18 protein-coding genes and 1 other RNA gene are annotated in these 21,447 nt (G+C 65.5%); 11 read left to right on the forward strand and 8 right to left on the reverse strand.

The features are described 5' to 3' along the window. The first annotated feature begins 222 nt into the window (after positions 1-222). Complete coding sequence (gene ubiD / locus ACE3TQ_RS05015) at positions 223-1,707, forward strand: 4-hydroxy-3-polyprenylbenzoate decarboxylase (RefSeq protein ID WP_374580863.1); 1,485 nt, start codon at positions 223-225, stop codon at positions 1,705-1,707. Between the two features lie 16 nt (positions 1,708-1,723). Then, positions 1,724-1,822: signal recognition particle sRNA small type (ffs, locus tag ACE3TQ_RS05020), an RNA gene on the forward strand. A 38-nt stretch (positions 1,823-1,860) separates the two neighbouring features. Here the strand turns inward: ffs and ACE3TQ_RS05025 are convergent. Then, positions 1,861-2,523, reverse strand: a complete 663-nt coding sequence (locus ACE3TQ_RS05025) for a DUF2987 domain-containing protein (protein ID WP_374580864.1) — start codon at positions 2,521-2,523, stop codon at positions 1,861-1,863. A 98-nt stretch (positions 2,524-2,621) separates the two neighbouring features. Here ACE3TQ_RS05025 and dnaX point away from each other — a divergent pair, with 98 nt between their 5' ends. Genes dnaX through recR form a run of 4 tightly spaced genes read left to right on the forward strand, consistent with a single transcriptional unit; the run spans position 2,622 to position 6,486 of the window. Next, entirely contained in the window at positions 2,622-5,219 is a 2,598-nt protein-coding gene (dnaX, locus tag ACE3TQ_RS05030) for a DNA polymerase III subunit gamma/tau (protein ID WP_374580865.1), read from the forward strand. Between the two features lie 37 nt (positions 5,220-5,256). Further along, positions 5,257-5,583 (forward strand): YbaB/EbfC family nucleoid-associated protein, encoded by a 327-nt coding sequence (locus ACE3TQ_RS05035; protein ID WP_374580866.1) that lies wholly within the window; start codon positions 5,257-5,259, stop codon positions 5,581-5,583. A 17-nt stretch (positions 5,584-5,600) separates the two neighbouring features. Next, a complete protein-coding gene (locus tag ACE3TQ_RS05040) occupies positions 5,601-5,891 on the forward strand; it encodes a YciI family protein (RefSeq protein WP_374580867.1) in 291 nt (96 codons plus the stop codon). Between the two features lie 4 nt (positions 5,892-5,895). Further along, positions 5,896-6,486: a recombination mediator RecR gene (gene recR, locus ACE3TQ_RS05045; protein ID WP_374580868.1), complete on the forward strand. Its 591-nt coding sequence runs from the start codon at positions 5,896-5,898 to the stop codon at positions 6,484-6,486. Here the strand turns inward: recR and ACE3TQ_RS05050 are convergent. The 4 genes from ACE3TQ_RS05050 to ACE3TQ_RS05065 all read right to left on the reverse strand — a co-directional run bounded on the left by ACE3TQ_RS05050 (position 6,466) and on the right by ACE3TQ_RS05065 (position 14,001). Further along, on the reverse strand, positions 6,466-8,553 hold the full coding sequence (locus ACE3TQ_RS05050) for a putative bifunctional diguanylate cyclase/phosphodiesterase (RefSeq protein WP_374580869.1): 2,088 nt from the start codon (positions 8,551-8,553) through the stop codon (positions 6,466-6,468). The two genes, recR and ACE3TQ_RS05050, sit on opposite strands and share 21 nt — an antisense overlap. Positions 8,554-8,557: 4 nt before the next feature. Next, positions 8,558-11,536 (reverse strand): response regulator, encoded by a 2,979-nt coding sequence (locus ACE3TQ_RS05055; RefSeq protein WP_374580870.1) that lies wholly within the window; start codon positions 11,534-11,536, stop codon positions 8,558-8,560. 184 nt (positions 11,537-11,720) lie between these two features. Further along, positions 11,721-11,921 (reverse strand): YbdD/YjiX family protein, encoded by a 201-nt coding sequence (locus ACE3TQ_RS05060; RefSeq protein WP_374580871.1) that lies wholly within the window; start codon positions 11,919-11,921, stop codon positions 11,721-11,723. Positions 11,922-11,934: 13 nt separating this feature from the next. Continuing rightward, the gene (locus tag ACE3TQ_RS05065) at positions 11,935-14,001 is read right to left on the reverse strand and encodes a carbon starvation CstA family protein (RefSeq protein ID WP_374580872.1); all 2,067 of its coding nucleotides are present in this window, start codon (positions 13,999-14,001) and stop codon (positions 11,935-11,937) included. Positions 14,002-14,131: 130 nt separating this feature from the next. Here ACE3TQ_RS05065 and ACE3TQ_RS05070 point away from each other — a divergent pair, with 130 nt between their 5' ends. The 5 genes from ACE3TQ_RS05070 to ACE3TQ_RS05090 all read left to right on the forward strand — a co-directional run bounded on the left by ACE3TQ_RS05070 (position 14,132) and on the right by ACE3TQ_RS05090 (position 20,330). Further along, positions 14,132-15,493, forward strand: coding sequence for a cache domain-containing protein (locus ACE3TQ_RS05070; protein ID WP_374580873.1), 1,362 nt, complete (start codon positions 14,132-14,134; stop codon positions 15,491-15,493). Next, positions 15,490-16,107 carry a response regulator gene (locus ACE3TQ_RS05075; protein ID WP_374580874.1) on the forward strand — a complete coding sequence of 206 codons (618 nt, stop codon included), beginning with the start codon at positions 15,490-15,492 and terminating at the stop codon, positions 16,105-16,107. The genes ACE3TQ_RS05070 and ACE3TQ_RS05075 overlap by 4 nt, the downstream gene beginning before the upstream one ends. A 295-nt stretch (positions 16,108-16,402) precedes the next feature. Then, positions 16,403-17,458 carry an HDOD domain-containing protein gene (locus tag ACE3TQ_RS05080; RefSeq protein ID WP_374580875.1) on the forward strand — a complete coding sequence of 352 codons (1,056 nt, stop codon included), beginning with the start codon at positions 16,403-16,405 and terminating at the stop codon, positions 17,456-17,458. Positions 17,459-17,460: 2 nt separating this feature from the next. Continuing rightward, complete coding sequence (locus ACE3TQ_RS05085; protein WP_374580876.1) at positions 17,461-19,521, forward strand: putative bifunctional diguanylate cyclase/phosphodiesterase; 2,061 nt, start codon at positions 17,461-17,463, stop codon at positions 19,519-19,521. Positions 19,522-19,523: 2 nt separating this feature from the next. Continuing rightward, on the forward strand, positions 19,524-20,330 hold the full coding sequence (locus ACE3TQ_RS05090; protein WP_374580877.1) for a substrate-binding periplasmic protein: 807 nt from the start codon (positions 19,524-19,526) through the stop codon (positions 20,328-20,330). Here ACE3TQ_RS05090 and ACE3TQ_RS05095 read toward each other — a convergent pair. The 3 genes from ACE3TQ_RS05095 to ACE3TQ_RS05105 all read right to left on the reverse strand — a co-directional run bounded on the left by ACE3TQ_RS05095 (position 20,327) and on the right by ACE3TQ_RS05105 (position 21,344). Beyond that, positions 20,327-20,449, reverse strand: coding sequence for a hypothetical protein (locus tag ACE3TQ_RS05095; protein ID WP_374580878.1), 123 nt, complete (start codon positions 20,447-20,449; stop codon positions 20,327-20,329). The two genes, ACE3TQ_RS05090 and ACE3TQ_RS05095, sit on opposite strands and share 4 nt — an antisense overlap. A 62-nt stretch (positions 20,450-20,511) precedes the next feature. After that, a complete protein-coding gene (locus tag ACE3TQ_RS05100) occupies positions 20,512-20,661 on the reverse strand; it encodes a hypothetical protein (RefSeq protein ID WP_374580879.1) in 150 nt (49 codons plus the stop codon). A gap of 338 nt (positions 20,662-20,999) precedes the next feature. Then, positions 21,000-21,344: a YggL family protein gene (locus tag ACE3TQ_RS05105; RefSeq protein WP_374580880.1), complete on the reverse strand. Its 345-nt coding sequence runs from the start codon at positions 21,342-21,344 to the stop codon at positions 21,000-21,002. Positions 21,345-21,447: the final 103 nt, after the last annotated feature.

Below are 21,447 nucleotides of genomic sequence, written 5' to 3' on the forward strand. Positions count from 1 at the left end.
TGAATGTAATGAGTGACAACTTAGTTGGCATAAAGGCCATGTCCTCATCAAGTAGGTCAAATTGTAGGAGGGGTGATATATCTAGTCAATACTAACACGCGCATTCTTTATTACTTTTGAGTATGATTTTCTCGTGTACATGTTGGCAAAAACCAATAAAATCAACGACTTGACCAAAAGTGCTCAGGCGCCTCGTCCGAAGCAAAAAAATCGTAAAAAAGTATGAAATATCGCGATCTCCGAGATTTTATTTCCCAACTGCAAGCAATTGGCGAACTTAAGCGCATAAGCTTGCCTGTTTCGCCACACCTGGAGATGACGGAGGTCTGCGACCGCACCTTGCGCGCCGGCGGCCCGGCCATCCTGTTCGAGAAAGCCACCGGGTTCGACATGCCGGTGCTGGGCAATCTGTTCGGCACCCCGCACCGCGTGGCGCTCGGCATGGGCGCCGACGATGTGGGCGAGCTGCGCAAGATCGGCCACGTGCTGGCGCAACTGAAAGAACCCGAACCGCCCAAGGGCTTCAAGGACCTGATGGGCCTGGGCTCGCTGGTCAAAGCCGTGTGGGACATGTCGCCCAAGGAACTGCGCGGCGCACCCTGCCAGGAGATTGTCTGGGAAGGCAATGACGTCGACCTGGGCCGCCTGCCGATCCAGCATTGCTGGCCCGGCGACGTGGCGCCCCTGATCACCTGGGGCCTGGTGATCACCAAGGGCCCCAACAAGAAGCGCCAGAACCTGGGCATCTACCGCCAGCAGGTACTGGGCCGTAACAAAGTGATCATGCGCTGGCTGGCGCACCGCGGCGGCGCGCTCGACTTCCGCGAGCACTGCATCCGTAATCCCGGCCAGCCGTATCCCGTGTGCGTGGCGCTGGGTGCCGACCCGGCCACCATCCTGGGCGCCGTGACGCCGGTGCCGGACAGCCTGTCGGAATACCAGTTCGCCGGCCTGCTGCGCGGCAGCCGCACCGAGCTGGTAAAAGCCATCGGCAGCGAACTGCGCGTGCCGGCATCGGCCGAGATTGTGCTGGAAGGGCATATCTACCCGGATGAAAACCATCCGTCCGGCTTTGAGCATGGCCTGGAAGGCCCGTATGGCGACCATACCGGTTATTACAATGAGCAGGACTGGTTCCCGGTCTTCACCATCGACCGCATCACGATGCGGCGCGACCCGATCTACCACTCCACCTACACCGGCAAACCGCCGGACGAGCCGGCCGTGCTGGGCGTGGCGCTGAATGAAGTGTTCGTGCCGCTGCTGCAAAAGCAGTTCAGCGAAATCACCGACTTCTACCTGCCGCCGGAAGGCTGCAGCTACCGCATGGCCGTGGTGCAGATCCGCAAGCAGTATGCCGGCCACGCCAAGCGCGTGATGTTCGGCGTGTGGAGCTTCCTGCGCCAGTTCATGTATACCAAGTTCATTATCGTGGTGGACGAAGACGTCAACATCCGCGACTGGAAAGAGGTGATCTGGGCCATTACCACCCGGGTCGACCCGACGCGCGACACCACGCTAGTCGACAATACGCCGATCGATTACCTGGACTTTGCTTCCCCGGTCAGTGGCCTGGGCAGCAAGATGGGCATCGACGCCACCAATAAATGGCCGGGCGAAACCAGCCGTGAGTGGGGCACCGTCATCACCATGAGCGACGAGGTGAAGGCACGCGTGGATGGAATTTGGCAGCAGCTCGGTTTATAGCCTATAATTGCGCCCGGGCGGGCCCCTGCGCATTGTGGCACGGTTAACCTGGTCAGGTCGGGAACGAAGCAGCCAAAGCTGTTCACCGCAAGTGCCGCAGATCAGGCTCGCCTCTTTGAATTCATGAAAAAAGCTGCCTTGGGCAGCTTTTTTTTAATCCGTATCGAGCGCAGCCTGTACCGGGCGGCTCGACACCAGCACCAGCGGATTCTCCTTTAGCAGTGCTTTGTCGGCCGGCAGCAGGATCTTGTGCTTGGCGTCGCTGGCGTATTGCCTGGTCCCCGTGCGCGACTGGATGGTCAGTTGCGCCGGCTTGTCGAAACTGAGCAGGACCGAGCGCATGGTGGGAGCCAGCAGGCTGAACGCACCCGCCACCTTGTTGATGGCGGCGTTACCCTGCGCCACGCTGTCCATTAATTTGTTGTATTGCCACTGCGTGCCTTCCGGCACCACCGCGTCGAGGTTGTAGCTGACCGAGATTTTCTCGCCCTTGGGATGGGTGGTGGTGATCTTGGCGTCCGCCGCCAGCCATTGCGCGTTCGGCTCCAGGTGCAGATTGCCTTTTTCATCGACGGGCAGGGCGAAGCGGTTGCCGTTGGCGACCACGGTCAGGTTCATGTCCGTCGGCTTGAGCTGGGTATTGGCCGGCTTGACGGTCAGGTACATGTCCAGTTTGTCGCGCTCGGCCGGCGGGATGGCGTAGAAGCGGTCCAGGCGCAGGCTCTCGATGACTTTGCGGTAGGTGGTCCAATCGCGTTCCTGGGCGTGGGCGGTACCGGCCATAGCCAGCAGGGACAACAAGATCAGTTTCTTCATGGCTGTTGCGCAGTTGCAAAAAATGCAAAGTGTAGTCCAAGTCTGGTCGAACGTCTAATGTTGTCCGCTGCCTCGGCATCTACGGTAAAATCGCGCACATGTCCTATCAAGTCCTCGCTCGCAAATACCGTCCCCGGAATTTTGAAACGCTCGTCGGCCAGGAGCACGTTGTCCGTGCGCTGACCCATGCGCTGCATACCGGGCGCCTGCACCATGCCTACCTGTTCACCGGGACGCGCGGTGTCGGCAAGACGACCTTGTCCCGTATCCTGGCCAAATCGCTGAACTGCGTCGGCCCGGACGGCAATGGCGGCATCACGGCCACCCCGTGCGGCGTATGCGAGGCTTGTACCGCGATCGACGGCGGCCGCTTTGTCGACTACGTGGAAATGGACGCGGCGTCCAACCGCGGCGTCGACGAGATGGCGCAACTGCTGGAGCAGGCGGTGTACGCACCGTCCAATGCGCGCTTCAAGGTCTATATGATCGACGAGGTGCACATGCTGACCAACCACGCCTTCAACGCCATGCTGAAGACGCTGGAGGAGCCGCCGGAGCACATCAAATTCATCCTGGCGACCACCGATCCGCAAAAGATCCCGGTCACCGTGCTGTCGCGCTGCCTGCAGTTCAACCTGAAGCAGATGCCGCCGGGGCATATCGTCGGCCACCTGGAGAATATCCTGGGGCAGGAGGGCGTCGTCTTCGAGCAGCCGGCCTTGCGCCTGCTGGCCCAGGGCGCCCACGGTTCGATGCGCGATGCGCTGTCGCTGACCGACCAGGCGATCGCTTACGCCGCTGGCGCGGTGACGCTGGATTCGGTGCAGGGCATGCTGGGCGCGCTCGACCAGTCTTACTTGGTGCGCCTGCTCGATGCGCTGGCCAATAAGGATGGCGCCGACCTGATGGCGGTGGCCGATGAAATGGCTTCGCGTTCGCTGTCCTATAACGGTGCCCTGCAGGACCTGGGCACCTTGCTGCACCGGATCGCGCTGGCGCAGACCGTGCCTTCCGCCGTGCCGGCGGACCTGCCGGAATATAACGATATCGTGCGCCTGGCTGCGCTGTTCGATGCGGAGGAAGTGCAGCTGTATTACCAGATCGCGGTGCATGGCCGTAATGAACTGGGGCTGGCGCCGGATGAATATGCCGGCTTCTCCATGACCCTGTTACGCATGCTTGCCTTTCGGCCCGGCATCGGTGGGGCAGATGGCCAGCCGGCCAGCGCCCCGGTAGCGGCACGTCCAGCCGGCGCCAATCCGGCGCGCGCGGCAGCTGCCGCCGCCATGGCCGCTTCGGCGGCGACGGCGGACCGCATGAGCGTTCCAGTGGGCCAGCCGGCGCCTGCCGCCACCGCGCCAGCTGTGCCGCCGGCACCGCCAGTCCAGCAGGTTGCACCAGTACCAGCAGCGGCGGCCAATACGCCGGCAGCGAGCGGCCCGGCACTGGCTGCCGTTCCGGCGCCTGCCGCGGCCCCGGCCCCGGCCAGCGCACCAGCAGCCCCTGTACCGGCCAGCGCGCCCGCCGTCGCTGCGCCAGCAGCGGCGCCTGCATCCGCGCCGATGGCTGCGGCACCAGCTCCCGCGCCGGCGTCATCGGCCCCCGCGCCAGTTGCCCCGCCAGCCCCAGCCCCAGCCCCGGCTCCGGCCCCGGCCCCGGCGGCACCCGCGTCCACCGCAGCGCCAATGAGCGCGGCGAAGATGGCCATCAACGCCGCGCTGGAAGCTGCGCGTGCCGCTGCCGCTGCCCGCACCGGCCAGCGCGCACCGGCGCCAGCGCGTCCGGCAGCGCCGGCAGCCGATGCGGCACCGAGCGCCACCGCGCCGTCGCAAGCCGCGCCGGCCCCGGCGGCACAGCCTGTACCATCAGCGCCGCCGCGCGGCCCGTCGATGTCGGCTCCGGCCGCACCGATGTCGCCGGCAGCGGCCGCGATGCGCGCCGCGACTGGCGGCGCCCCGGCGCCATCGGCCGCCAGCTCCGCCTACGGCGCGCCCGCCGCGCAAGCCGCAGTCCGCGCCCCGGCGCCGTGGGAAGACGCCCCGGCCGCCAGCGCCCCGACCGCGCCTTCCGCCGCACCATGGGAAGAGCAGGGCGGCGCCGCCGTGCTGGAAGCGCCTCCGCAGCAGCAGGCGGAGGAAGACGACCTGCCGCCATGGGTCACCGGCTTCTCGGAAGAATCGGCCGTGCCGGCTGGCGCCGACCATATCGGCGGCCTGTCGCCATCCGCGCCGCAGCAGCGCGCCGCCGCGCCAGCGAAGGCGCCGTATGAATACGTGATCACCCCGGTGCCGGAACTGGGCTGGGACGGCAACTGGCCCGCGCTGGCCGCCCACCTGCCGCTGCGCGGCGTGGCGCAGCAGCTGGCCACCCAGGCCGAACTGGTGAGCTGCAGCTTCGACGGCAATATGGCGGTGTTCCGCATCCGCTGCCCGATCGAAACCTGGGCCACCCCGGCCAACGTGGAAAAACTGACCGGCGCCCTGAACGAGCGCTTCGGCCGCGCCACGCGCGTGGAAACCGAGATCGGCAAGGCCTGGTACACCACCAGCGTCGAAGCCCAGGTCCACCGCGACAACTGCCAGCGCGCGGCGGAGGAAACCGTCGCCGCCGACCCGTTTATCAAAGCAATGATGCGCGACTTCGGCGCCTTCATCGTGCCCGGCTCGATCGTGGCGCCGATGACGCCCGCGCACTGAACCCCATAATCAACACCGAAATACGGAGAACCACACCATGATGAAAAACCAACTGGCCGGCCTGATGAAGCAAGCCCAAGCCATGCAGGACAATATGAAGAAGGCGCAGGAAGCGCTGGCCCTGATCGAAGTCGAAGGCCAGTCCGGCGCCGGCATGGTCAAGGTGGTCATGACCTGCAAGAACGACGTCAAGCGCGTATCGATCGACCCATCCCTGCTGGGCGACGACAAAGACATGCTGGAAGACCTGGTCGCAGCCGCCTTTAACGACGCCGTGCGCAAGGCCGAAGCCACCGCCTCGGAGAAAATGAGCGGCCTGACCGCCGGCCTGCCGCTGCCTCCGGGCTTCAAGATGCCTTTCTAAGGCGCTAAGCCGCGGCCATGTTCATCATCACGCTCACGTACCTGAAGCCGGCCGAGGAGATCGACAAGCTCCTCGCCGCGCACCGCGAGTACCTGCGCGAGCAATATGCCAACGGTATATTTCTGATGTCCGGCCGCCAGGTGCCGCGCACCGGCGGCATCATCCTGGCCACGGCGGACAGCCGGGCCGATATTGAAGCGGTGATCGAGCTCGACCCCTTCAACGAAGCCGGCGCCGCCAGCTACACGATCACCGAATTCGTCCCCACCATGACGGCCGATTCCCTGAGCGCCTTCAAGCAAGCCTGATCCCATGGCGAAGTCCTTTGAATTCCTGACGGAGGCGCTGCGCCGCCTGCCGGGCGTCGGGCCCAAATCGGCCCAGCGCATGGCCTTCCACCTGCTGCAGCACGACCGCGAAGGTGCCGCCATGCTGTCGCGCGCCCTGTACCAGGCGGTGGAGCAGGTGCACCACTGCGCCCTGTGCAACACCTTCACCGAAACCGACATCTGCGACACCTGCGCCGACGAATCGCGCGACACGCGCCTGCTGTGCGTGGTGGAGACGCCGGCCGACCAGGCGATGATCGAATCGACGCTGACCTACAAGGGCCTGTACTTCGTGCTGATGGGCCGCCTGTCGCCGCTGGACGGCATCGGCCCCAAGGACATCCACCTGGAAAAGCTGCTGGCGCGCGCCGCCGACGGCGTGGTGCAGGAAGTGGTCCTGGCTACCAACTTCACCAACGAAGGCGAAGCCACCGCCCACTACATCAGCGAGATGCTGAAAGCGCGCGGCCTGGCCGTGACGCGCCTGGCGCGCGGCGTGCCGGTCGGCGGCGAACTCGAATACGTGGACGCCGGCACCATTGCGCGCGCCATGCTAGACCGCCGCAGCACCTGATCCCACGCCGCCGAGTATCCGGCTGATGTCCTCGTGCGGGGCCGGCCGGCCCAGGTGGTAGCCCTGCGCCATATCGCAGCCGTAGTGCTTGAGCAGGTCCAGCTGCTCGCGCGTTTCCACGCCTTCCGCCACCACCACCATGCGCAGGCCGTGCGCCATGGCGATGATGGCGCGCGTGATGGCGGCGTTTTCGCTGTCCTGCGGCAGTCCGCTGATGAAGCTCTTGTCGATCTTCAGCGCGCGTACGTCGAAGCGTTTCAGGTAGCTCATGGACGAGTAGCCGGTGCCGAAATCGTCGATCGACAGGTAGACGCCGATGCCGCGCAGCTGCTCCAGCGTGGCCAGCGTGGCCAGCGCGTTGTCCATCAGCGTGCCTTCGGTCAGCTCCAGCTCCAGCAGGCTGGGATCGAGCCCGGTTTCCTGCAGCACCGCCAGCACGATCTGCGCCAGGTTCTCGTCCTTGAACTGGCGCGCCGACAGGTTGACCGCCATGCGCACCGCTTGTCCGTACTGGCTTTGCCAGGCGCGCGCCTGGGTGCAGGCGGTGCGCAGCACCCACTCGCCGATCGGCACGATCAAGCCGGTTTCCTCCGCCAGCGGGATGAAGTCGTTGGGCGGGATGATGCCGTGTTCGGGATGGCGCCAGCGTACCAGGGCCTCGACGCCGACGATGCGCGTGCTCGGCACATCCACCTGCGGCTGGTACAGCAGGTATAGCTCATTGTTCTGCAGCGCCTTGCGCAGGCCGACTTCCAGCTTGACGTGGCTCATGATCTGCATCGTCAGCGACGAGCTGTACAGTTTGGCGTTGTTCTTGCCGCAGTTCTTGGCGTGGTACATGGCGGTGTCGGCAAACTTGAGCAGCGAGGTGCAGTCCTCGCCATCCTCCGGGTAGAGCGAGATGCCGATGCTGGCGGTGACGAAGATCTCGTGCCCGTCCAGGACGAAAGGGCGGCGCATGGCGTCCTTCACGCGGTGCGCCACGGCCAGCGCATCGTCCACCCGTTCGATGTCGGGCAGCAGGATGGTGAACTCGTCCCCGCCCAGGCGCGCCAGGCTGCACAGGTGGTCGCCCGGGCGGATGGTTTCGCGCAGACGCTCGGTGACGATCTGCAGCAGCAGGTCGCCGATATTGTGGCCAAGCGTGTCGTTTATGCGCTTGAAGGAGTCCAGGTCCATGAACAGGATGGCGAACTTGCGCTGCTCGCGCTGGGAGCGCGCCAGCTCGCGCTCCAGCGTTTCCAGGAAGGCCTGGCGATTGGGAATGCCGGTCAGGCTGTCGCAGTAGGCCAGCTTGCGGATCTGCTCCTCGGTGCGTTTGCGCTCGCTGATATCGCGCACCAGGCCCAGCACCTCGCCGGCGGCAGTGCCCACCAGGCGCGCCTCGAAATGGTGGGTTACGCCGCCGCGCGTCAGTTCGTAGTCCACCGAATGCACGGAGGTCGAATGCAGCACGGCCGACAGCTGCTCCAGCATGCGCGCGGCGATGGCGGGCGGCAGCACGTCGCGGATGTGGCGGCCGACGCACTCGCGGCTGGCGAAGTCGGCGCCAGGCTCGTGGCCCTCTTCGTAATCGAGATAGTAGCCGTCGGCGCTGAGGCGGAAGAAAGTGTCCGGAATGGCGGCCAGCACGGCGCGGTTGTGGGCGTCGGCAATGCGCAGGCGCGCGATGGCGTCGCTGGCGCGCAGCACATACAGCACGCGGTGGCCGAGGATGGGCCAGTTGATCGGCTTCGACACGAAATCGGTGGCGCCGGCTTCATAGGCCTGCGTCACAGCCTGCAGGTCGTCGCCGCCGGTGACCATGATGACCGGCACCGAGCCGGCGCCTTCCAGCTTGCGGATGGCGCGGCAGACCGAGAAGCCGTCCAGCAGCGGCATGTCCACGTCCAGCAGGACCAGGTCGGGCGCGTTGTCGCGGAAGCTGGCCACGGCGGCGCGGCCATCGCTCGCCTCCACCGCATCCAGCCCGACCTGGGCCAGCATTTCCAGCATCAGCAGGCGCATGACGGGATCATCGTCCGCCACCAGCACGGTGCCGCGTTTGGGGGAATACAGGGCTGCCATGATGTCATGCTCCCTTCGCGAGGATGGTGCTGAGCGACTGCCGGACCGACTGGAACTCCAGCTCCAGTTGCGCCAGCAGGACTGCCGCGCCGTCGGTCTGCCCGGCGCGGCCGATGTGCTCCAGGTCTTTGAATAGTTTTGCCAGCGTGTCGGCGCCGATGTTGGCGGCGCTCGACTTCTGGCTGTGGGCGGTTTTGCGCACGGCCTCCGCGTCGTTGCCGGCGATGGCTTCGCGCAGTGCGGCCAGCTGGCGCGGCGTATCCTGCAGGAAGGCGTCCAGTACGCGCTGCAGCAGGGCGTCGCCCTGGTCTGGGCTCAGTGCGCGGATGGCGTCCAGCGCCAGCGGGTTGAGCGCCGCCGCAGGCGCGGCCGGGGCCTGCAGGCGCTCGCGCTCGGGCGGCGGGGGAAGAAGGGCCGCAGCGCGCTGCTGGCTGGCTTCGGCGGCGGCATGTTGTGCGGCGGCGGGCATCGCCCCCTGCTGCAGCGGCGGGCTGGCAGGCCCCTGCGCCCCGGCCGCGCCGCGCTGCAGCGGCGGCTCCGTTGCGGCCGGCGGCGCATGGGCGGTCGGCATCGGGCGGGGCAGGGCGATCCAGCGCCCCAGGGTGTCCGCCAACGCCTGCTGCGAGAAAGGCTTGCTGATGTAATCGTCCATGCCCGCCGCCAGGCAGCGCTCGCGGTCGCCCTGCAGCGCATTGGCCGTGATGGCGACGATCGGCGTGGCGCGCGTGCGGCCGCGCTGCTGCTCCAGGCGACGGATTTCAGCGGTGGCCGCCATGCCATCCATCACCGGCATCATGCAATCCATCAGCACCAGGTCATAGTCGCCCGCGCGCACCGCGGCCAGCGCCTCCTCACCGTTGGCGGCGCAGGCCACCTCCATGCCCAGCCCGCGCAGCATGGCCGACGCCACCTCCACATTGACCGGGTTATCCTCCGCCAGCAAAGCGCGCGGACGCTGTCCTGCGCGCCCACGCGGCAGCGCATGCGGCGGCGCCACTCCCGCCAGGGCGGCCGCCCCCACGCCGTCGTTGCTGCGCGCCGGCGAGACGATGCAGTCGTACAGGTCCGGCTCACGCACCGGCTTGATCAGCTGGAAAGCCACCCCCGCCGCGCGCCGCTGCACCGGATCGGCCGCATCGCGCTCGGTGGCCAGCAGGATCAGGCGCACCGCCGCGATATCGGCATCCGACTTGATTTCCGCCGCCAGCGCCAGCCCGCCGATATCGTCCAGCCCCATATCCAGCAGCGCCACGTCGTAAGGCGCCCCGCGCGCCGCCGCCGCATGCAGCTCGCGCAGGGCGTCGGCCGCACTTGGCACGCAGCTGCCCAGCAGGTGCCAGCGCTGCAGCAAGCGCTGCAGCGCCAGCGCACGCTCCGGCTCGCGATCGACCACCAGCGCCCGCAAGCCCTTGGTCGGGCGCTGCTGGAAGCCGGCATCGTCCGCCTCCACGCGGCGCTTGTCGAACTGCACCGTGAACCAGAACACCGAGCCACGCCCGAGCGCATTATCGACCCCAATCGCGCCGCCCATCAGCTCCACCAGCTGCTTGGAAATCGCCAGGCCCAGCCCGGTGCCGCCATGCTTGCGCGTGGTCGAGCCATCGCCCTGCGAAAACGAATCGAAGATATGCGAACGCGCCTCGCGCGACACGCCTATGCCGGTATCGTGCACCTCCACGCGCAGGCGCGCCGACTGGGCATCCTCCTGCGCCACCCGCACCGCCACGGTGATGCGTCCCTGGTCGGTGAACTTGATCGCATTGCCCAGCAGGTTGACGATCACCTGCCGCAGCCGGTTCGGATCGCCGCAGATCGCCAGCGGGATATTGTTCGCCACCGCGAACTCCATCTCGATGCCCTTGGCCTGCGCCTGCGGCGCAAAGACATGCTCGATATCGTCCAACAGCTCGCGCAGGTTGAAGTTAATGTACTCCACCGTCAGCTTGCCCGCCTCCACCTTGGAGAAGTCCAGGATATCGTTGATGATCACCAGCAGGTGTTCGCCCGAACGGCGCACCATGCTGGTGTAATGGCGCTGCGTCTCCGTCAGCTCGGTCGCCGCCAGCAGCTCCGCCATGCCCAGCACTCCGTTCATCGGCGTGCGGATTTCGTGCGACATATTGGCCAGGAAAGCGCTCTTCGCCTGGCTTGCCGCCTCCGCCGCATCCTTCGCCTTCTCCAGCTGCGCCGTGCGGATGCTGACCTGCCGTTCCAGCTCGCCCCGGTACTGCGCCAGCTTTGTATCGCGGCTCTCGATCTGCGCCAGCATGCCGTTGAAGCTATCGATCAGCGTGCCCAGTTCATCGCGGCGCGCATGCTGCACCTGCGCATAGGTCTGGCTGCTGCTCACCTTGTCGGCCGCCGCGATCAACTGCCCGATCGGCTGCGTAATGCCCTTGCGGAAGCGCGCCGACAGCACCAGCGCCAGCCAGAACGAGCAGCCGGTTGCCGCCGCCGTGATGCCCAGGTTGCGCACGATGCCCAGCCACAACGAAGCCTGGCCCGCCTCGATCATCACCGCCCCGATCACATGCTGGCGCACCCGCACCGGACGATACAGCCGCAGCAAAGGGGCCCAAGGCCGGCCCCCATGCTCCGCCAGTTCGCCCCCGGCCAGCTGCCGCAGCCGCCCCGCATCCAGCGCCGCCACCGCCCCGATGGCCGGATCCGTGCCAGGCGCAGGGTAGCTGGCAAACAATTTGCCTTCGCGGTCGAACAGGGCGGCGCGCGTGATGTCGCTTTTCACGGCGAGGGCAGCCAGCGCCTGCTCGGCAGTGGGACGGTCCGTGTAGAGCAGCGAAGCGACGCTGTTGGCGCCGATAACGTCAGCCAGCGAGGTGAGCTGCTTGCGCTCCTCGCTGGTATGGGCGTGGATGGTGGTGATGGCGAACGCCAGGAACACCAGCAGCAAGGCGCTGCCGGTGGTGAGTACCGAGATGATGGTCAGTTTCTGGCTTAAGCCGGAGCGTTCGAAGTTGAGCATTTTCGCCGCCGTTGGACGATTCCATCGGGCAAAGAATAAATGCTAAGAAATTCGACGCTTTGATTTGCCTCTAACTTTGTCGTTGCACCAAGCAAAATGTCCACTTCGGGGTCAGGAAGAAAAGTGGACATTTCCCAAATAAATGTCCACTTTTATTCCTCACCCCGAAGTGGACATTTATTGCCTAGCAGCAGCCGCCGCGCTTGCCGGCGCCGCCGTAGCGGGCTTCTTGCCGCTCGCGGAAGAACTCTTCGTAGCTCATCACGGGCTCTCCGGGGTGGGTGCTTTCGCGATGGGCGACGTAGGTGTCGTATTCCGGCAGGCCGCACATCAGGCGCATGCTTTGCCCGAGGTAGCGGCCGGCCTTGGCGATTTCGCCGAACATGGCCTTATTCGCCTTACTTGGCCACAGCGGCAGTGGAGTACTGCGCCGGGCTTTCGTTGTGGGTCGGGCGGCTGGCTTTCCAGGCCGCCAGCGCGGTGCGCGCGCCGAACACCAGCACGCTGATCACCACCACCATGAAGAAGGCGGCGAGGCCTGCATCGAGGTAGTCGTTGAACACCACCTGCTGCATCTGCTCCAGCGACTTGGCCGGGGCCAGCACCTTGCCTTCGGCCAGCGCGCCCTGGTACTTGGCGGCGTGCGCCAGGAAGCCGATCTTCGGATTGGCGTCGAAGATCTTCTGCCAGCCCGCCACCAGGGTGCACAGCAGCAGCCACACGGTCGGGGTGATGGTGACCCAGGCGTACTTGGCGCGCTTCATCTTGAACAGCACGCAGGTGGCCAGGATCAGCGCTACGGCGGCCAGCATCTGGTTGGCGATGCCGAACAGCGGCCACAGGGTGTTGATGCCGCCCAGCGGGTCGACCACCCCCTGGTACAGGAAGTAGCCCCAGGCGGCGACGCACAGGCCGGTGGCCAGGAGGCTGGCGAATACGGAGTCGGTGCGTTTCAGCGCTGGCGAGAAGGTGCCCAGCAAGTCCTGCAGCATGAAGCGGCCGGCGCGCGTGCCGGCGTCCACCGCGGTCAGGATGAACAGCGCTTCGAACAGGATCGCGAAGTGGTACCAGAACGCCATCATGGCTTTGCCGCCCACCACGTTCGACAGGATGTGCGCCATGCCGACCGCCAGGGTCGGTGCGCCGCCGGCGCGCGAGATGATGGTGGCTTCACCCACGTCCTTGGCGGTCTGCGTCAGCATCTCCGGGGTGACGCGGAAGCCCCAGGCGGAAATCGCCTGCGCAGCCGATTCGGCGGTGGTGCCGATCAGGGCGGCCGGGGAGTTCATGGCGAAGTACACGCCCGGTTCAATGGTCGAAGCGGCGATCAGCGCCATGATGGCGACGAACGATTCCATCAGCATCGCGCCGTAGCCGATGAAGCGGGCATGGGTTTCGTTCTCGATCATCTTGGGCGTGGTGCCGGAGGAGATCAGGGCGTGGAAGCCGGACACGGCGCCGCAGGCGATGGTGATGAACAGGAAGGGGAACAGGTTGCCCGACCATACCGGGCCGGTGCCGTCGATGAATTTGGTCAGGGCCGGCATCTGCAGCATGGGCGCGACGATGATGATGCCCACCGCCAGGCCGACAATGGTGCCGATCTTGAGGAAGGTGGACAGGTAGTCGCGCGGCGCCAGCAGCAGCCACACCGGCAGCACGGAGGCGATAAAGCCGTAGCCGATCAGCATCCAGGTCAGCTCAGTGCCGCTGAAGGTGAACATCGGCGCCAGGGCCGGGTTTTCCTGCACCCACTGGCCGCCGACGATGGCCAGCATCAGCAGCACGAAGCCGATCAGCGACACTTCGCCGACGCGGCCGACGCGGATATAGCGCGAGTACACGCCCATGAACAGCGCGATCGGGATGGTGGCCATCACGGTGAACGAGCCCCATGGCGAGTGCGCCAGCGCCTTCACCACGATCAGCGCCAGCACGGCCAGGATGATCACCATGATCATGAAGGTGCCGAGCAGCGCGATATTGCCCGGGATTGGGCCCAGTTCGGATTTGATCAGGTCGCCCAGCGAGCGGCCGTCGCGGCGGGTGGAAATGAACAGCACCATGAAGTCCTGCACGGCGCCGGCAAACACCACGCCGGCCAGGATCCACAGCATGCCGGGCAGGTAGCCCATCTGCGCCGCCAGCACCGGGCCGACCAGCGGGCCGGCGCCGGCGATCGCGGCGAAGTGGTGGCCGAACAGCACGTTCTTATTGGTCGGCACGTAGTCCAGGCCATCGTTGAATTTGTAGGCCGGGGTCAGGCGGTTGCCTTCCAGCCCCATCACCTTGGTGGCGATGAACAGGCTGTAGAAGCGGTAGGCGATCAGGTAGACGCAGACGGCGGCAATCACCAGCCAGATGGCGCTGACCGGCTCGCCGCGCTTGAGCGCCACGACGCCCAGGGCGCCGGCGCCCAGCAGCGACAGGCCTGCCCAGCCAAGTTTCTTCAAAACGGGATTCATTGGGGTCTCCTCCATGGATGAATGCCCAGTATTCAGGAATCGAATATCTGTCACAAGCGCACCACTACGCAAAGCCGCTGCGTAGAACTACGTAGGACAGGCGGGCGGCGGCAGGCTTACAATCGCAGGCATGAAGCTGCGGCAGAAGTTCCTCTTCCTGGCGATTGCGCCCCTGATCCTGGCCCTGTGCGCGATAGCGGTTGCGGTGCGCTACCAGGCGACCACGCTCGCCCAGCAGCAGCGCGACACCATCCAGCAAGCCTACCTGGCCAGCAAGGAGGCGGAGCTGAAGCACTACGTGGCGCTCGCTTCGCACTCCATTTCGCACCTGGTGCAGTCCGGCCGCAAAGACCAGGCCACGCTGGACGAGGCGAAACGCATCCTGTCCACCCTGAGCTTCGGCGACGACGGCTACTTCTTTGTCTACGATATGCAGGGCAATTCGCTGATGCATCCGCGCCAGCCGGAGCTGGTCGGGCAGAACCTGTTCCTGTTGAAGGACCAGGAAGGAAATCCTACCATCCAACGCCTGTTAGCCCGCGCGCGGGAAGGCGGAGGGCTGGAGCGCTATAACTGGGTCAAGCCCTCCACCCACAAGCCGGCGCCCAAGCTGGGCTATGTGGTCCCGGTCAGGGAATGGGGTTGGATGCTGGGCACCGGCATCTACCTGGACGATGTCGACGCGGCGCTGGCCAAGGTGGACGCCCAGCAGCGCGGCAATATCCGCAACACGCTGCTGTGGATGGCCGCCATCGCGGCGCTGGCCTTGCTGGCGGTGGGCGTATCCGGCCTGGCCCTGAATATCCGCGACAACCGGGTGGCCGACGCCAAGCTCAAAGCGCTGGCGCAGCGCGTGGTCGAATCGCAGGAGGAGGAGCGGGCGCGCCTGTCGCGCGACCTGCACGACGGCATCAGCCAGTGGCTGGTGTCGATCAAGCTGCAGATCGAAGCGGCCATCATCCGCCTGGCCAACCCGGCGCAGCAGGACAAGGCCAAAGCCGCTTTCGAGCACACGGTGGAGCAATTGAACAATGTGCTGGGCGAGGTGCGCCGCATCTCGCACAACCTGCGCCCGGCCATCCTGGACGACCTGGGCCTGGCCGCCGCGCTGGACCACCTGGCCGGCGAGTTCCGCGTGCACAGCGGGGTGGAGGTGGCCTTCGCCGCCATCGGCTGCACTGACCGCCTGCCGGACGTGGCCAACACGGTGCTGTTCCGCATCGCCCAGGAAGCGCTGACCAATATCGAGCGCCATGCCGGCGCCACCCGCATCAGCATCGACCTGGAAGGCGACGCCGAACGCATCTCGCTGCGCATTGCCGATAACGGCAGCGGTTTCGATGCAGAGGGCATTGCCGGCCACCCCAAGCGCGGCATCGGCTTGCGCAATATGATGGAACGCATGGAAGCCATCGGCGGCCAGTTGCGCATTGAATCCTCCCCAGCCGGCACCGTGGTGCTGGCGCGGGTAGAAATCCGGAGCAAAGAATGACCAGGATCCTGTTAGTAGACGACCACCCGCTTGTGCGCGACGGCCTGCGCGCGCGGCTGGAAGCCATGGCGCAGTTCGAGGTGGTGGGTGAAGCCGGCAGCGCGGCCGAAGCGCTGGAAGCGGCGCGCCAGCACCAGCCCGACCTGGTGCTGATGGACATTAATATGCGCGGCACCAACGGCATCGAGGCCACCGCCCAGTTCAAGCAGCAGTTCCCGCAGATCGCGGTGCTGATCCTGTCCATGCACGACAAGCTGGAATACGTGACCCAGGCCATCCAGGCCGGCGCGCGCGGCTACGTGCTGAAGGACGCACCGGGCAAGGATATCGTGGTGGCCATCGAAACCGTGATGGGCGGCGGCATCTACTACAGCGCCAACCTGGCGCAGCAGCTGGCCAAGCCGCGGGCGCAGGACAACCAGCTCACCTCGCGCGAAGCCGAAGTGCTGCGCCACCTGGCCAATGGCGAATCGAACAAGCACATCGCGCGCGAATTGGACTTGAGCGTGCGCACGGTGGAAACCCACCGCCTGAATATCAAGCGCAAGCTCGGCATCGAGGGGCAGGCAGAATTGATCAAGTTTGCCGTGCAACACGCGCAATTTGGGAAGTGAACATTGCAAAATTAGTCATCAATGTATCGTTCCGGGCACAAAGCCGGCAATTCGATGCTGGCCTCTAAGGCCTAAAACCTGACTTTTGAGCAATTTCTGTTATATTCCACAAGTCTTGTAACACGGGTGTGGCAGTGTGCGCACAATGGTTGCTTTACATCAATAAAACATTTACCATTGTGGCAATTACCGCACCGAGATTCCGATGTTTGCGCCTGATTCAAATTCGTTTCCGCTGGTGGGAATCAAGCCGGTCCTGAACGCCCACAACCAGTGGGCCGGATTAGCGTTTCAAATGCCTTGCGCCGCCACGCTGCCGGTGCTGCAATCCCTGCTGGGATGCCCAGAATCCCAGGAACTGGGTTCCATCGATTACTACATTCCCCTGGCCGACCCGCTGGCGCTGGAACCGGCGCAACTCGATGCGCTGCCCCTGGACCGCATGGTCTTCACCGTACCCGCCGCCAGCCTGGCCGACGGCGCGGTGCAGAAGCGCTGCAAGGAACTGGCCGAGCGCGGCCTGCGCCTGATGGCCGATGGCGAAGTCACGATCAGCGCCGCCCAGTGCGGCATCCGCGGCCTGGATTTCGACTGCGCCCAAGCCTTGCCAAGCGCCCTGGCCATGATGACGCTGCCCGGCCCGCACCTGGCGCGCAACGCCGCCAGCATGCCGCCCGGTTTTGCACTGCTGCGCGGCGAGCTGCCGCGCGCCCAGGAGCACGACGCGGGGCAGGGCGATGGCACCTCGCGCAAACGCCTGCTTGCCCTGCTTGGCCTGCTGGCGCAGGACGCCGACTCGCGCGAACTGGAAACCCTGCTCAAGCAAGACCCGGCGCTCTCCTACCAGCTCCTGAAACTGGTGAATTCGGCCGCCTTCGCGCCGAACAGCAACCCAATCCACAACTTCGGCCAGGCCATCAACATGCTGGGCCGGCGCCAGCTGCAGCGCTGGCTGCAGCTGCTGCTGTACGCGCGCCAGCAGGACGACGGCCAGGCCAATGCCTTGCTGCCGCTGGCCGCCCTGCGCGCCGCGCAGATGGAAGCCCTGTGCAAACTGAATGAGGGCGACCGCGACGAGCAGGACCTGGCTTTCCTGGTCGGCGTGTTCTCGCTGCTGGACGTGCTGCTGGCCATGCCGATGACGGAAATCGTCTCGGCCCTGAACCTGGACCTGGACGTGGTGGCCGCCCTGTTGGACCGCAGCGGCCCGCTGGGCGAAATGCTGGCCCTGGTGGAAATGCACGAACCGCAAAGCAGCGCGCTGAACGACGTCGGCATCGACAACGAGACTTACTGGCGCAGCCTGCTGCAGGCCTACCACTGGGCGCTGCAAGTCAGCAGGAACGTGTAAGCATGTACGCCCATCCGGTGTCTGATTTCCTGACCAGCAGCGCCGCCCTGTGCGACGCCGTGCTGCGCCTGCGCGGCCCGGCCCTGGTGGAGGAAATGGGCCGCATCGCGCGCGAAGTCACCGGCAGCCCGCACGGCCGCTACGTGCCGCGCGACATGACGCCCGCCGCCGGCCTGCCAGGCTGGGAGAGCGGCCTGTCGCAATTGATCCAATTCGATAACAATTACTTCGGCCGCTTTGAAGTATCGGGCCGCGACAGCTACACTGAAACGACCAGGCAGCACCTGGCCAGCCTGGCCAGCCTGGCCGGCAGCGTGCTGCAGGTGCATTCGGTGGCGCAGCGCACCACCCACGCCTATGTGCAGGTGGAAGCGCGGCTCCAGCATCAATCGCAAATCCTGGACCAGATCCACGAATCGGTGCTGACGATGGACTTGAACGGCTTCATCACCAGCTGGAACAAAGGCGCCGAGCGCCTGTTCGGGTATTCGGCGGTGGAGGCGGTCGGCCGCAACATCATCTTCCTCTACGACGACGAGGACGAAACCTTCGGCGACCCGTTTCTGGAGCAGGGCGGGCGCCTGATGGAAGTGCGCCGTAAAAAGAAGAACGGCGAAGTGTTCTGGGCCAGCCTGTCGCTGTCGCCCCTGTGCGACATGGAAGACCGCTCGATCGGCCTGATCGCCTACCTGACCGACATCACCGAACGCAAACAGGCGGAAGAGCGCATCCACCACCTGGCCTATTACGACGCGCTGACCAACCTGCCCAACCGCTCCCTGCTCACCAAGCTGGTGGACCAGGCCCTCACGGTGGCCCAGCGCAGCAAGGCGCACGGCTGCGTCATGTTCATCGACCTGAACCGCTTCAAGCTGATTAACGACACCCTGGGCCGCGCCATCGGCGACGCCGTGCTGCGCGAAGTGTCGCAGCGCTTCCGCATGGCGCTGCGCGACCAGGATATCGTCGCCCGCCTGTCCGGCGACGAGTTCGCGGTCGGCCTGTTCGACATCAACCAGCACTACGAAGCGAGCATGGTGGCCAACAAGCTGCTGGCGGCGCTGAACGAGCCCTTCCTGATCGACGGCCACGACCTGCGCGTGGGCGCCTCGATCGGCATCAGCGTCTACCCGCAGGACGGCAACGACGCCGAAACTCTGCTGCGCCTGGCCGATATCGCCATGTACCGCGCCAAACATAACGCCAGCACCGAGGGCGAGCACATCGCCTTCTACAGCCAGGACATGAACAAAGGCATGCAGGAACGCATGCGCATCGAATCGGGCCTGCGCCAGGCCCTGGGCAACGGCCAGCTACTGTTGCACTACCAGCCCAAGTTCGAAATCAGCAGCGGCAAGATCATCGGCGCCGAAGCGCTGGTGCGCTGGAAGCACCCCGAACGCGGCCTGGTGCCGCCGGCCGAATTCATCCCCCTGGCCGAAGCCACCGGCCTGGTGGTGCAGGTCGGCGAATGGGTACTGGAAGCGGCCTGCGCGCAAGCCCAGGACTGGAAAGAGAAGGGCCTGCCGCCCGTGCGCCTGGCGGTCAACGTCTCGGCGCGCGAATTCACCGCCGCCTTGCCCGGCCGCGTGATGGAAACGCTGCAGCGCTACGGCCTGGAGCCGTCCTGGCTGGAGCTGGAAATTACCGAATCGACGCTGATGCACAATATCGAGCGCGTGATCGGCATCATGGACCGCCTGACGGCGCAGGGCATCACCCTGTCGCTGGACGATTTCGGCACCGGCTATTCCAGCCTGTCCTACCTGAAGCGCTTCCCGATCGACACGCTGAAGATCGACCGCTCCTTCACCACCGGCATCCCGGTCGACACCAACGACTGCGCCATCGCCAGCACCATCATCAGCATCGCCCAGCAGCTCAAGCACAAGGTGATCGCCGAAGGCGTGGAAACGGTGGAGCAGCTGGCCTTCCTCAAGGACTCCGGCTGCGACGAAGTGCAGGGCTACCTGTTCTCCCGCCCCTTGCCGGCGCAGGAATTCGAGAAGGCCCTGGTGCAGAACTGGGCGCCGCCGCAACCCGTAGCCGCCCACGCAGGCTGACCATGCGCCGCGCCGCCGCCCTGGCCATCCTCCTCACCTGCAGCGCGCAGGCGGCGGAGCCTGAGGCGCGCCCCCGCATCAAGTTCGGCGTACAGGACGACATCGCCCCGTTTGTCATGCCGAACCGGAACAGCGGCCTGCTGGTCGAGGTGCTGCGCGACGCCATGGCCACGCAAGGCGTGACCGCCGACTTCATCTATCTCCCGAAAAAGCGTGCCGAAGAGGCGCTGCGCAGCGGCGTAGTGGACGTCTCCACCGGCGCCAAGCCGACCACCCCGTTGCCGGGCGTGTTCAGCCGCTGGCCGGTCACCAGCTTCCACAACGTGGCGATCACACGGCGCGCCCAGTTGCCGCGCCTCGACTCCGTGGCCGACCTGGCGCGCTACCGCGTGAGCGCCTTTTATGGCGCCTCCGACATGCTAGGCCAGGCCTACCGCGACGCCGCCATGCGCAACCCGCGCTACCAGGAACCGAAAACGCTGCAATCGCCGCTGCTGGTACTGCGCCAGGTGGACGTGATGATTTCGCAGAAGGACATCTTCCACTTCTACCTGGACCGCCAGTCCTACCTGCGCGACGGCGACTTCGACCTGGCCTACCACGATATCATCGGCAAACCGAACGAATACTGGTTCGTCTTCCGCACCGCCGAACAGCGCGACACCTTCGAGCGCGGCATCGCCGCCCTCTACAAATCGGGCGACATCGACCGCCTGTTCGAACGCTACGCCAAAGCCTACGGCACCTCGCGCGAATTCTTCCACCCGCTCGATTGCCAGTTTGCCGCCGTCAAGCCCAAGGGCTGCTAGCGCGGCACGAAAGCGTCCACCTCATCGATCAGCTGCGCCCGGCCGCGCGCCGGCCGCTCCAGGTGCAGAAAGTGGGTGGCGTCCGGAATGCGCACCATGCGTACCGCCGGCGCATGCACCAGTATGTCCGCGCGACCGCCGGATCGCGCGCGCTGTCCTTCTCCTCACCCAAAGTCCTATCCTACGGCCCCAGCGTGGACGCCGCATCCGCCGTACGGTAATTGCCGCAGGCCGCGTGGTTGAATGCGCCGGGGCGCTCCTTGTCCTCCAGCCACTTGCCGCGCCCGATCAGCGGATGCGCGGACGTGCCGCGCTCCAGGCTATTCGGCATGATCAGTGCGTTCAGTTTGGAAGAGTGCAGGGTCGCATAGTGCCGGTTCGCTGGCGGCCGACCTGGCGGCGCGTGGCTTTGATGGGTATACGCACGATGTGATACGGCGCCTCCACACGGCCGGTGGGGATGGAGCTGGCGCTGGCCGTGGCGCCGGCGTTGGTGCGTACCAGTGCTGCGGTGGAGGATATTGATGCGGCGGTCGAATTCGTGCGCCAGCGCAGCGGCGTGCCAAGGTGGCGTTACTGGGCTGGGCCACCGGCGGGCAATGGACTGGCAAATCGATCCGCATAAATGCTTGGGCGACGAAAAAGTTTGTCGCCCGGGCGTAAGCCCGATCAACCCCAGCCGTACCAAGCGTCGCGCAGTTCACCAACTTTCACGTCGCTCAGCATGGCTTGCTTGGCCAGCCAGTCCTGCACCAGCTTGCGGTCGCTTTCCTCAACCTTGCCGTAGGCCTTGTGCGAAACCACGAAACCGCTGAAGTCCGCGCTGTAGCCACCGCCAAAGGCCAGGCCATTGGCCTCAATCGCCTCGGTCAGGAAGCGCACCAGCAAGCCATCGCGCTCGGATTCGGAAGGAGTGCCAACCAGTTTCGCATCGACCATGAAGCCGAGTTCCTGGAATTCGCCCAGGTGTTTTTTCTTGAGTTGGCGTTTGTTGTAGCGGCGGGAAGCGGTCATGTTTTTAGCCTTGATAAAAGCAGAAATATGGCACATCGGGTAAGGTTCGGCAACCTCGCACGAGCCAGTTGCAAAAAAAGAAATGCCGGGTAGACTGCGTGCG

The organism is Pseudoduganella sp. (assembly GCF_041914865.1).
Lineage (GTDB): Bacteria > Pseudomonadota > Gammaproteobacteria > Burkholderiales > Burkholderiaceae_D > Rugamonas.

Bases quoted from the DNA above. Each gene is read 5' to 3' on its own strand.
- ACE3TQ_RS05060 (WP_374580871.1), bottom strand. From the start codon at position 11,921: ATGTTCGGCGAAATCGCCAAGGCCGGCCGCTACCTCGGGCAAAGCATG.
- ACE3TQ_RS05025 (WP_374580864.1), bottom strand. From the start codon at position 2,523: ATGAAGAAACTGATCTTGTTGTCCCTGCTGGCTATGGCCGGTACCGCC.
- recR (WP_374580868.1), top strand. From the start codon at position 5,896: ATGGCGAAGTCCTTTGAATTCCTGACGGAGGCGCTGCGCCGCCTGCCG.
- ubiD (WP_374580863.1), top strand. From the start codon at position 223: ATGAAATATCGCGATCTCCGAGATTTTATTTCCCAACTGCAAGCAATT.
- ACE3TQ_RS05070 (WP_374580873.1), top strand. From the start codon at position 14,132: ATGAAGCTGCGGCAGAAGTTCCTCTTCCTGGCGATTGCGCCCCTGATC.
- ACE3TQ_RS05075 (WP_374580874.1), top strand. From the start codon at position 15,490: ATGACCAGGATCCTGTTAGTAGACGACCACCCGCTTGTGCGCGACGGC.
- ACE3TQ_RS05085 (WP_374580876.1), top strand. From the start codon at position 17,461: ATGTACGCCCATCCGGTGTCTGATTTCCTGACCAGCAGCGCCGCCCTG.
- ACE3TQ_RS05105 (WP_374580880.1), bottom strand. From the start codon at position 21,344: ATGACCGCTTCCCGCCGCTACAACAAACGCCAACTCAAGAAAAAACAC.
- ACE3TQ_RS05050 (WP_374580869.1), bottom strand. From the start codon at position 8,553: ATGGCAGCCCTGTATTCCCCCAAACGCGGCACCGTGCTGGTGGCGGAC.
- ACE3TQ_RS05040 (WP_374580867.1), top strand. From the start codon at position 5,601: ATGTTCATCATCACGCTCACGTACCTGAAGCCGGCCGAGGAGATCGAC.
- dnaX (WP_374580865.1), top strand. From the start codon at position 2,622: ATGTCCTATCAAGTCCTCGCTCGCAAATACCGTCCCCGGAATTTTGAA.
- ACE3TQ_RS05035 (WP_374580866.1), top strand. From the start codon at position 5,257: ATGATGAAAAACCAACTGGCCGGCCTGATGAAGCAAGCCCAAGCCATG.
- ACE3TQ_RS05080 (WP_374580875.1), top strand. From the start codon at position 16,403: ATGCCTTGCGCCGCCACGCTGCCGGTGCTGCAATCCCTGCTGGGATGC.
- ACE3TQ_RS05100 (WP_374580879.1), bottom strand. From the start codon at position 20,661: ATGCCGAATAGCCTGGAGCGCGGCACGTCCGCGCATCCGCTGATCGGG.
- ACE3TQ_RS05065 (WP_374580872.1), bottom strand. From the start codon at position 14,001: ATGAATCCCGTTTTGAAGAAACTTGGCTGGGCAGGCCTGTCGCTGCTG.
- ACE3TQ_RS05090 (WP_374580877.1), top strand. From the start codon at position 19,524: ATGCGCCGCGCCGCCGCCCTGGCCATCCTCCTCACCTGCAGCGCGCAG.
- ACE3TQ_RS05055 (WP_374580870.1), bottom strand. From the start codon at position 11,536: ATGCTCAACTTCGAACGCTCCGGCTTAAGCCAGAAACTGACCATCATC.